General features: G+C 36.8%; 7 protein-coding genes. 3 read left to right on the plus strand and 4 right to left on the minus strand.

Features of this window, described 5'->3' with window-relative positions; all coding sequences use genetic code 11:
* Positions 1–23: 23 nt before the first annotated feature.
* On the plus strand, positions 24–1,415 hold the full coding sequence (locus DF185_RS13225) for an OmpA family protein (protein WP_110361219.1): 1,392 nt from the start codon (positions 24–26) through the stop codon (positions 1,413–1,415).
* 130 nt (positions 1,416–1,545) lie between these two features.
* Positions 1,546–3,561, plus strand: a complete 2,016-nt coding sequence (locus tag DF185_RS13230; protein ID WP_110361220.1) for an outer membrane protein assembly factor BamD — start codon at positions 1,546–1,548, stop codon at positions 3,559–3,561.
* A 64-nt stretch (positions 3,562–3,625) separates the two neighbouring features.
* On the opposite strand, the gene DF185_RS13235 is transcribed toward DF185_RS13230, so the two are convergent.
* Genes DF185_RS13235 through DF185_RS13250 form a run of 4 tightly spaced genes read right to left on the minus strand, consistent with a single transcriptional unit; the run spans position 3,626 to position 10,548 of the window.
* Complete coding sequence (locus tag DF185_RS13235) at positions 3,626–4,246, minus strand: hypothetical protein (protein ID WP_110361221.1); 621 nt, start codon at positions 4,244–4,246, stop codon at positions 3,626–3,628.
* 29 nt (positions 4,247–4,275) lie between these two features.
* Positions 4,276–6,942 carry a hypothetical protein gene (locus DF185_RS13240; protein WP_110361222.1) on the minus strand — a complete coding sequence of 889 codons (2,667 nt, stop codon included), beginning with the start codon at positions 6,940–6,942 and terminating at the stop codon, positions 4,276–4,278.
* Positions 6,943–9,759, minus strand: coding sequence for a hypothetical protein (locus DF185_RS13245; protein WP_110361223.1), 2,817 nt, complete (start codon positions 9,757–9,759; stop codon positions 6,943–6,945). It abuts the gene before it with no gap.
* A gap of 24 nt (positions 9,760–9,783) precedes the next feature.
* Entirely contained in the window at positions 9,784–10,548 is a 765-nt protein-coding gene (locus DF185_RS13250) for an HNH endonuclease (protein ID WP_110361224.1), read from the minus strand.
* Between the two features lie 942 nt (positions 10,549–11,490).
* On the opposite strand from DF185_RS13250, the gene DF185_RS13260 reads away from it, so the two are divergent.
* Positions 11,491–12,216: a hypothetical protein gene (locus DF185_RS13260; RefSeq protein WP_110361226.1), complete on the plus strand. Its 726-nt coding sequence runs from the start codon at positions 11,491–11,493 to the stop codon at positions 12,214–12,216.
* Positions 12,217–12,280 lie beyond the last annotated feature (64 nt).

The raw sequence follows: 12,280 nt of genomic DNA on the forward strand, positions 1-12,280 counted from the left end.
ACTTAACTATAACTTTACTTGTAATGAAGAACATTTACCGAAAGTATCTCATGGTATTGAGTGCTGTTTTTACCTGCTTTGCATCCTATGCGCAGGAAGAGAATATGGTGCTTAACCCCAGTTTCGAAGAGTATGAGAAATGCCCCGAAAGCTACACCTTTATGGATAAAACCCACAAGTTGATTCCGCATTGGACCTATCCATCATTTACCACGCCCGATTATTTTAATGCATGTAGCAAAGGAGAAGTAGGCGTACCCGATAATTTTGCAGGCTACAGCAAAGCCAAAACTGGCAAAGGCTATATGGGTGCCATTCTTAGTGGAAGCAATCGCAATTTTAGGGAGTATTTTCAAGGAACTTTAAGCAGCCCTATGATTGAGGGGCAGAAATATTGCGTTTCCTTTTGGTACAAATTGGCATCGGGAAGTAAGTTTGCGGTTGACCAGTTGGGCATTCATTTTTCTGAAACCAAAGTGGCCAACGGCAACAAAAGCCATTTGACTTTTAAAGCTCACCTGAGCAATAAGGCAGGCCTGTTTTTAGACAATACCGAAGAGTGGGCCCAGTTCTGTATGGTTTATACTGCCCAAGGTTACGAGGAGTACTTTATTGTAGGAAACTTTAAGAACTACGAAAACACCAACTACGTGGTTACCGGTCGCGATACCAAGAACAAAAAAGGCAAAGAATACGCTTACTACTTTTTCGACGATTTTGAGATTCGTCCCCTGGTGGATTGTACCTCATGTGCATGTGTTCCCAAAGGATTGGAGACCGTGGTGATCGATTCTTCGTACACAGGAGGTAAAAATCCGGTAACGGGCCAAATCAGTAAAATTATAAACGATGGTGTAATTAGTTTGGTAATATCTGGCGGACAGCCTCCTTATCATATCGATTGGAGCAACGGTTCGAAAGACATCACAAAATTGACCAATCTGCAGGCGGGTACCTATACTTATCACGTAAGTGACCAAAACAATTGCCACTCGCAAGGGAGCATTACTTTCGTAGAGCCTGAATTGCCTAAGGATTTGTTTACCGAAGAGCTGAGACAAATTGAAGAAGGGGCTGCCCTGATTCTCGACAATATCTTTTTTGAATTCAACAAAAGTACACTCTTGCCTACTTCTTTTGAGGAGCTCGACAAGGTGGCCAATTTCCTAAAAGAAGGAATGGTGAGCCAGATTCAGATTAGCGGACATACCGATAACAAAGGCTCCGATGAATTGAACGAGGGTTTAAGTCAGCGACGTGCCGAATCGGTGGTGAAGTATCTTGTTGGCAAGGGAATCGATCCCAATAGAATGAAAGCGGCTGGCTACGGAGCTTCAAGACCTATAGATACCAACCAAACCGACGACGGACGCTCGAAGAATCGCCGTGTGGAATTTTTAGTCTTAAAAAAATAAGCCCCTACTTACCGATTACTATTCAGTCCCGATAGCTATCGGGAGCGCCTTTAGAGCGTTTCACTTCTAAAGCCCTTTCGAATATGTATCGGCATTATACCGGCTCATTTTAATATATAAATGGTATAACATGAATACAAAATATATCAATACACTCATCCTGTTCATGCTGATCTCGATGCTTGGCATGGCACAAAATCCCAAAAGGATATTCAACAATTCATTATTTAAAGGCATGGAAGCTCGGGCCACAGCCGATATCGATGCTGAGCTCGACAAGGCCAAAGCAAATTTCGAGAAAGTGCTGGTAAAAGAGCCTGATTCGCGAATGGCAAACATCGGACTGGCGGCCCTTTACGCTGTCGATAAATATTCGCGCAAAGATTACTTTAAAGCCTTTGCCTATTTTCAGAAAGCTTACGATGCAAAGCCAGCCTTTACTGCCGACGAGAAAGAGGTTTTAAATCTGCTGTTTTTTAGACAAGACAAAAGACGCAAGAACCGCCCCATTGATAAAAACATGGAGTGGGAATATCTGCACCTGGAAGACAAGTTGATTAAATTCGTGAGGGAGGAGAACAATGCCGAGCATGCCAAGCGATTCTTGAAAGAATTTCCCGATTCGAAATACAAAACCAATGTGGCCCACATTTTAACTTACATTAAATTTCGCGAGGCCGAGAAGCAAAATACCGTGGATGCCTTTAATCAATTCTTAAACGATTATCCTGAATCGGCTCAGGTTGGGATTACAACAAAACTGCGAAACAATTTGGCTTACCAAAATGCAATGGGTAAAGGAACGCTGCAAGACCTGCGCGATTTTGTGAGCAATTATCCCGAGGCACAGCAAGTAAATAAGGTGAGAAAACAAATGGCAGACATGGCTTTTAAAGAGGCAGCTGCTACAAAAACCCTGGAGGCCATCGACAAGTATATTGCCGACTTTCCCAATTCATCGAAAATTGCTGCGGCCAAATTGTTAAAGAAGCAATTGCTTTTCGAATGGGCCAAAAGTGTAAACAGCCTCGAGGCTTACAACCAATTTGTGTCTTTATACCCCGAAGGAAAACAGTTTGTCGATATTTTTAATTTAAAGGCCAGCATATTGGGCGATGAGATTTCGAAAGACTTTCCCGAGGAAAATTACCTCTTTGTAAAAGGATTCGACAATCAGGAGTTTAACGATTTTGGAGGTGGAATTGCCACTCGCCCCAATGGTGAATTGGTGGTAGTATCGGCCACACCCAAAGCCGAAGGCGAAATGTACGATTCCTGGATTTTAGGTCTGGATGCCAATGGAAAAATGCTTTGGAACAAGATGCTGGGAAATCCTTTCGACGACATGGTAAACAAGATTAGCGTAAGTGCGCAGAACGAAATTTATGTGGCAGGCATTACCAATGCCATTGTTGATAGTGTGGCAGGACAGGCATGGATGTACAAGCTATCCGCCAATGGGCAGAACCTATTCAACCAAAAGGTGAGCTTGGCCGAAGCGCTCGATTTTGTGGTGTACCCCGATAATCAGATTTTAATTGCCGGATATACCCAAAACACCCAAGACTCCTTGTTCACCCCTGCCTTGGTAAAGCTAAATGCCGATGGTAAAAAACTATGGTCGCGCAATTATACCAACAAGGGCAAAGTGTATGCTTTAACCAGCGATACCGATTCGAACACTGCTTTTGCTGCAGCCGGAAACTGGATTTTTGCCATCAACCAGGCGGGTTATTTACAATGGGACATTCTATTGCCCGAGAATCAGCAGGCCACTGCCGTGGGTATGAATGCCAAGAAGCAAGTTCTCTTTGCAGGATCAACGGACAATGCAGCCTTTGCCGCAGCTTACGACAGCTCTGGTAAAAAACTTTGGGATTCGCCCCTAAAGCTTACAGGCGATGGCATGCCCGAGCACATTGTGGCATTTGCCGATAACACTTTCGTGATTGCTGGTACCTACAATAACAAAATTAAACTGGTACAAATTGATGATGCAGGCTCTGTAAAAAGTGAAAAGGAATTCAGCCTGCCACAAGGTGTAAAACTAAACGACATCACGCTTACCGATGGCAGCTCTGTAGCCATTAGTGCTAGCCGTTTAGGAGATAAGGCGGATTTGATTGTGTTTACATTGAGTTTTTAAACAATGCGTCTTAATCTTTGTTTTTAATGATAACAGAAAAGCCCCACTTGGGGCTTTCTTGAAATTAAACAGTAGCTGCACCAATTTCTTTAATGATATTCTGCAGTTCTTTCATCGCATCTTCAATAGACTCCTCATCAAATGAGATGTATTCATGAGATACATTTTCAAAATCATATATTCCAACTTGTACTTTATTCGTTGGCACACCAAATTCGTCTGCATAAAACTTTTGTAATACAGGGAATCTTAATTCTTGAGCCCAAATATCACTTTCTTGGTTCTTCCAAACCACCGTTATAGCATATCCTCCATTTCTAGTTCGATCAATCCTAAAGATTTCACCTGTTAATAAAAAATCTCCGGCAATATTAAACTCTATGTTTTTATGGAAGTCTTGAAAAACTAAATTCTGTTGTTGATAATTTAATTCATATTTAGGATATCTATCATACAACTCTCCTATTTTTTTCAGATTCGCTTTGTTATTATTAAAAGCTCCCAAACAATAGGCTTCGAAAGTATTGGCCACTTGACCAATTGACACTCCTGGGACATGAAAAGGCTTTAATTTATACTCCCAATTTCTGGCAATGGAATTACTACCTCTCTGACCTTTTCCTAATTCAAAAACCGATGTAGGATTCCTTCTAACTGTTTCTAAAATTCGATGTGAAATTCTCATAAGACAAATTTTAAATTAATAATCAATTATTATTCTTGCTTAAAACTCATTTCTAATCCCATTTGCCTTATGCGATCTAACCAGTCATATATCATAGCTGGTTTGTAGATCTTCTTCCCATCTTCATCTTCCATTTTCTCTAAGGCCAATGCCATTAAAGCATATTCATTTTCCAAGTAGGTATTAAATACACCTTGATCATCTGTATTTATAGAGACAAACAACTGTGGACAATTCTGCAATTTCTGTGGATCTAACTCCAAACCCAAATTGTAGAAATTCACCAATGGATGTTTATCGTATCGCTTGAAAGTGCCGATTAAGTAATTCGATGATGGATTGGTTTCTATCCCCAAATGTTTCTCAGCTACCTCTAATTGAAAATGTTTCTGCACCGATTCCACCACCTTGATGTATTCATTCTTTACTTCAAAACGTTTGATCTTTGCTCCCTTATTCTTTGCTTCTACATCAAAATGATAGAGATAATACAGCTTATTTACCATTCCCACCTTACGTTTTGCCCCTCCATCAGGATAAACTTCATTAACCGCACATCGCTGCCAAAAGGTAATATTTTGATGTTCTTTAAATTTACCATCTGAACTATATAATGTCGGATCATCACCTCTTAACTTCCATCCCTCATAATACAATTCAGGAGAAACATCCTGCAAATCTTTTTCATGTCCGTAAATTTCATTGAATAGCGTTCGAAACTCCCATTGCAAATAACTTGCATAAGAGGCATGTTCGTGAAGATTGTACTTGTTAATTCTTGAGATCAACCATGAAATATTATCCAGATGCCATTGCTTTGGCAGCATCAAATCTTTGTGTTTCCCTTCGTAATATTCCCGAGGATTGATTCCCAAAGCCAATGCATGTCCCAAACGATCCCCCTCTTCAAGGTTCAAAAATTTAATGGCTTCATCTATTGCTCTCAACCCATCTACCACATCGTAGAAATCCTCGCCAGCATGGAAAGTTGCCTTTAAAACAGGCATGTCTTTCTTCTCTCTCAACTGATCGAATCGACCATCCAAACGCTGATATTTTAAAAAGCGATAGGCCTGTGCGAAAGCTTCTGGTCTACATGAAAATTCTGAAGAAGCAGCATCAATACCATAAATGCGTTTTGCGGCTTGATTGATACCATTGCGCAATGCCACCAAAGCTTGAGCTTGTACCTTAACCTGTTGCCTAACTTTGGAATCTCTAGATGTCAAACTATTCATCAATTTCTCGATTTCTTTTTTAGTCTTTACCTTATCGTCCTTCTTAATAAAATGAGGTACGTAAAAGAAATCCTCTTTCTTTTCTTCTCCATTCTTTTCATATCTCTTTAGAAATTCATTGATATGCGAGTGATTTGGATCTGAGAAGATTTTAGAGTTACATGCCTTATCCAAACTATTAAGAATTTCTCGATTCTCATACTTTGAATTTTGAGGAGGAATTCGAGTTTCAAAACTTTCTATTGCCTGATTGTCTTTAGACGTTTGTACAGCCATACAATTTAAAGCCTTCAGATATATTTCTCTTTTGTTTGTAAGAAACATCTTCTTCCTATTCTGATAATTCTGAAAGTTAGAAAACCCGACATTCTTATTTACCTGTATCATCTCTTCTCTAAACTTCGATTTGATCAACAAGTAGGCATAGAATAGATCTGCATATGGTAAGAAATTTTTGTTCCCTTGAAAATAAGCTTGAAAACAATCGTATAAGAATTTTCTTTCTCCACATAGCAAAATGTTACCATTAAAATTTTGTTCATGAATATTCTTGGGAATACAATAATCAGGAATCCCAACTTCCACACTAGGATCTATCAGCTTCCCAAACAAAATTCTATTGCTGTTGATTTCTCTTTGCAAATCATTCACATTTGAAATCATGCTCAAACCATCAGGATCTGTTTTCGAATTCAAAAGAACTTCCAAATTCTTATTGGAGAATAATTTTTCATTGTGTTTGACTCCTTGAAGTATTTGGAATAAAAATAGACGAATGTATGCCGCCTTTAATACCAATACATACAAATCCGATCGTTCCGCATTGGTACCATAACTTGTTTCAGGCTCTAATTTTCCTTTTTCCAGAAAATCTTTAAAATCCTTTTTGCGATTAGTTACTCGGTTCATCAAAGCAATCCATGTTATCTGACTATGAGGTGCAGACCCTTGCAAATGGAAGTGATTTTCCGCCACTCCCTTTTCCAGCATTACTTTTAATCGATGATTATTGGTACTCAAGACAGGGCGCCAAGCAAAAAAAGTTCTCTGATGCCTTGATACTTTATCCCTCTGCGCTAAAAAGCAAGTAGTCAACAAATCCTCTCCAACCAAATGTGACAATTCTCTCCAGCGTAATAATTGGGGATAGTCCACAGCCAAATCATGACCAATCTGCTTTAAAGTATTCTTTCCAAACTCATGTAATAAGCCAAATACTGAAACTTTCCCTGTATCAGCATCCAATGCCCAATCTTCTTGAACCTTCTGCCATACATTCCCTAACTCATTGTGGGAATAATAATCTAAATGGTAGAAAACTTGGCTTTGATTTTCATCTGTTTTCCATGCAGATTCAACCAAGTTATCTGATCTCCTTAAATTGAAATAGGAATTTATCGCTTGGTTAGGTAGTAATTTGCGAAAAAGAATATCTATAGTTGCTCTTAGATTATTCATTTATTTTACAATTAATTTACTAGCAAGTCCTCTTAATAATGCCTGGCTAATCTCAATCTCTAGATTCTCAATAAGGCTTCTATCATCAGATTCAAACTCTATTTCTAATTCTTTTAACTCCGTAAGATAATCTATTAGATCATATATTTTGGATTCGTCATTTAACTCTACTGGAGATTCTGCTATATCATAATCTGTTTCTATTCCTTGAAAATCTTCTATGAATTCATCTTTAAACTCAATTGTTAACTCTTCAATTAGATCAGAATCAATTTCATCAATCACATCTGAGAGAACTCTTAATAAATTCCCTGACCTCATGTCATGAAGAGTATTCATAAAAACATGACTTCTAAATTGCTCTCTACTATACTTTAATGTATTTTTAATTGTCTTACTTATGAACCTTCTATATCCTGTATAAGTTTTTGCTTTAGTATTTAATGATTGTTTAATAAAATTATTAAGCTCTTTAATAATTAAAATATATGGAGCTTCCCCTTTTTCTTCAACTCTCAATTCATTAATTAGCTGTTTTAAATCATCATCAGCATTATTTACTCCTTTCATGACTGGGTGAGAAGTAAAACTCTCAACTATAAAATTACCCCATACATTTCCTTCTGTAACATCTTTAATACGATGTTCTAATTTTGAATAAAATCCTTTTACTATCTCAAAATAGCTTATTGTGGATGCAAAATTCTTATAGTATAACGCGTTAACATCTAATATTGAATCTAGTAAATCTATACTATAAATAGGTAGGATTGAAACATAACCTAATTCAAACCATGATTTCATATCAATAGTTCCACTATCGGCATCGTTTATAACCTTTATTTCATCACTATAAAATTGTGAAACTACAGGCATTAAAATATCAAAAAATGCTTTCTGAATATTATTAACTGTTTCATCGAATATAGTAGAATAAACTGACTCAAAAGGACGTTTAAACTCCTCATGTCCAAAGTGATTAATAAAATAATGAAGCAATTCAACATTTTTTATCTCAACTTTGTTTAACTCTTGATTTCCATACTTCCTAGTTTTTAGCAATGAGTAGTTTATTTTAAAATGCTGCCTAGACAATAATCTATAATTACTTCTTCCATTTCTATTAGCTACTGCAATAGTTTCATTTTGAATAAAATTAGTTTCAAAATTATTTACAAAACCATTTATTAAACAAATCGTGTTCCTATGCTTTTTTTCAACAATTAAATCATCAATAATATATGATGAGTATTTAATTTTAAAAATCAGATATAATAATTTATCCTCAGCAGAGTTATGCATACTAATCAAAGATTTAAAAAATTTAATAACATCTCCGATAGATATATTCGCATAATTATTGCTCTTATCTATTACCTTAATAAATGCTGTTCCTATTGACTCACTGTTAGGAACAGCTTTGTAAAGAGCCTCAATATCACTATTAGCCTTTGTCTTTCTAGTTTTTGCAAAATCAATATGATATTTATTTATCACTTTACTTATGACGAATTGATTCTTTTGTGAGAAATCAATTCTATCCAGCTCTTTTAGTAAATTTTTATATTCTTCTGATAGATTAACCGTAGCCCAATATTCGGTAAGGTATGTATTAAACTTACTCAAATTTGATTTCAATATTCTTCTATTATTCTCATCTGGATTAAGATGCAAAGGAACTATCGTATCTAATCTATCAAGGAAATGAAGCAAATGTTTTAATTCTCTTATTGTTTCTGGAACTATCAAGGGAGATTCATTTCTATTTGCAACTAATATAATACCTGTTTTTTCATAAATTTCTTCTAATACAAATTCCTCAATACCTTTAACTTCCCCATTGATTTTAATTAGATTAGTGTTATTAGAAAATTTTAAATTTGGGAGGTAAAGTCTATTTTTCTCTGGAATAAATTTTGAAGTGAATCTAGTTGCGATATAGTGATATTCATTAGTATCCATATCATTCTGATACTCTAATGGCATTTTATCCATTATATCATTCTTCTTAGCTTGATTTAAGAGTTCAATATTTACAGCCATTAATATTACCACCTTAGGTATCATTAAATATTTACGAATCTGTTCTGCCATTTCTGCAACAGCTTCTACATTTAAATCAAAATCATCAATGGCGATCACTAAAATAGATTCTCTTTCACTATTTGAAATAAACTTAAGATATAAATTAACTAACTCCTTAAAATTATTTCTCAGATTAGCACCACATGCTAATTTACTTAAAGTTTCTAAAGCTTCTCCATCATATTTTTTACCATTTTTCCTTACTGTTTGTAAATTCTCATACACTTTTTCAAAAGCTTCAAGTAATTCACGTTTTTCATTCAATTTTTTATTTGAATCTAAATCTTTCAACTCATTTTCAAATGATAAAAAAAGTTGTGCCAAAATAATTTCAAAAATATTTTCACCCTTCTCGAACATTGATGGGTCTATTACCTCCAGACTTTTAAAATTGAAATCCGATAATTTTAATTCATCATTAACCTTTACAGTCTTAATGTATTCCGCATCATTTATATTAATTAAACTTCGGGCATAAGTAATCATAGCTGAGCTCTTTCCCGTTCCTCTTTCACCACAAAAAGAAATTATATTATTATACTCATTTTCTTGATTTACAAAAAAATGACTCTTTTGTTTTGATACTTTGGGATCAAGTTTGAGAATATCTGCAGTTACTTGTGCAGCTCTATTAAATATATCTTTAAAAAAGGATTCTTCTAATTTATTCGGTTCATCGATCTTAATTTTAAACTCTTCCTGTAAATCTATTTGTAACAAATTATTGCTCATATCTTATTCTTGTTATTTAAGTCATTATTTAATTACTGCCCTATGCCACTCCAAAAACTCCTTTTTCGGCAACCATTTATCCGGCAAGATCATTTCCTGTCCTTCCAGTTTTCCGAAATGTGTTTGGTAGTATGATTTGGTGCAGTGTTCTTTCAGGTTTGTTGAGAGGATGAGTCGGTAATCCTCATCGAAACTAATTAGGTGTTGGTCGAAGGCCTTGTCGTATAGTGCCGAAAGGCAAATGCCATTTTCGGGGTTCAGGCGTTCGGCTTTGTTTTGTGCCCATGGCAAAATGTGGCTGGCTATTAATAGCTGCGGCAAGTCAATGCCTGTTACCGCACATTTGCTGTGGTAGTTGGTGAGAATCATCTGGCGGAAAAAGTTTTGGTTTACCCGCGTCTTCACATATCTTTCCTTCGTTTCTCCTACCAAATTGTTGGCTTCTGGCAATTCCGCTTCGTATTTATTTTCAAGGCTTAATCCTTCGCGTTCGGCCAGTATCTTCTCACTTTGGTATATTAGGCCTTCCCTGTCGTTCTGGAATTTTTCGAAAATCTCCTCGGTTGCTTTACCCGCATTGGCATGTCCTTTTTTACCTGCCCTTTTTACCGCAGGGTCTAAACTCGCCAAGTTTGACAACTTAAAACTTACCGCGCCAGCAGTTCGTCCAATAATATTGGCCAACTCAATTATTTGTGGATTTTTGGGAGTTATCTTCCGGTACTCCGTTTTCAAATAGAGGTTAAAAGCGAGAATGAGTTCTTCCTCACTCCAGTTTGGGTTACGCATAAGTAATAGTCAATGTTGTTTGGGTTATGTCAAAGTTAATAAAATTATATCAATCACTTAACATCTGTAATTACATTCTTGTTGTCAGCCATTAATCCTTTTCCTGCTGAACCCATTATTCCGTAATCAGATAAATATAAACACTCTAAGCTCTTTTTATGTTTGTCGTCAGTATTCCACCCCTTTCCCCTTCCATTTTAAGGGCTATTCTTGCTAGTCTGTCTCTTGTTCTCGCACCTTTGTGGTATTCCGCTGCTTCCCCATCTCTTGGCGGCGGCGGAAAGCTTCAACCGAGCGGCGGAAAGCCTTTGGCTAAGGACGGAATGTCTTTGGCTAAGGGCGGAACGCTTTTGGCTAAGCTCGGAAAACCATTGGCTAATGGCGGAATGCCTTTGGCTTAGCTCGGAAAGTGTTTGGCTAAGGACGGAAAGTCTCTGGCTAAGCTCGGAATGTGATTGGCTAAGAGCGGAAGGTCTTTGGCTAAGCATAACTAGCTTTTGGCTTTTGATCTTTTGTCTGTGGCTAAGGGCTTCCTTTCCTAAACTTCCTTCAAATCTTAACAATATAGTGTCTTTCCATCTTAACTATGCTTGCTCTCCCCTTAAATGTGCACTTTACATCCTTAGGAAATTTAGTTTTGTTTCAAAGGTGCTTCATTTCTTCTTTGGCTTACCCTTACATGAGCTATTTTTCTTGCCTAAAAAGCCTATGATAGCCGTATTTATTGACAATACAGCTCTTTCTTCTTGTTTTTCATAGTTTTTATTAATAAAGTGTAAATATTTTATAAATAAAAACAATAACTCCCAAACAACTAGCATTTACAAGCCTTACAGGGCGATCGAAATTTATTTACATATTATTTTCCATCCATTTTATTGCATATTCAAAAAGTTCCCATTAATTTCCATATTGTAAATCTTAAACTTAAAACTTATGATTATGGGACAATCCAGATCTTACAATGGCGGAGATGCCAATTTTATTATTTTTTCGAGTCAAAGTATTAACATCATCAACGACAAGCATGATGAGTTTGTGGCTTTCTCGCCTCATTTTACCGCAGAAACGCAGGCTGAACTGAAAACTTTGTTCGAAACAGCCAGTAACATTCCTTCGGACAATACCTATATCGACATTCAGGCCAAGGCCACCGAGAATGTGAATAAGGAATTGGCAGCATCGGGTAAGTTTTTCCAAAGATGCAAGTTCGATATCGAAATGGGATTCCCGAACGATAAGAAGGTATGGAATCAGTTTGGTTTTAATGATTACGACAATGCCCGCAAAAGTGGCAAGTTGATGTATCTTTTCCTAACCGATTTCGACATGATTGCCAACAAGTACAAAGAGGCACTTACCGCAGAAGGATGGACAGAGGATACCTTTTCTGCGATTCTGGCACATCGCGATAAGCTAAAAGGCTTTATGGATGAGCAATCGGACTGTATCCTGAAACGTAATCGTGCTACCGAAGAGCGTACCATTGCCCTGAATGCTTTGTACGAAAAGCTGGCCATCTATTTTAAGGCCGCACGCATTATGTACGAAGATGACGAGGATTTATTGAAGTGGTTTAGATTTCCGGCACCTACTCCTAAAGCCACAAAGGAGGAAGCCGAAAACACAGAAGTGAACGAAGAAGTTGTAAACGAAACAGAAGAATAATTTCCCCTTTCCTTTTTCCCCTTTCCTCTTTTAAACTGTGATGCATAAAGTTAATGGTAAATTT

The organism is Marinifilum breve (assembly GCF_003202155.1).
GTDB lineage: Bacteria > Bacteroidota > Bacteroidia > Bacteroidales > Marinifilaceae > Marinifilum > Marinifilum breve.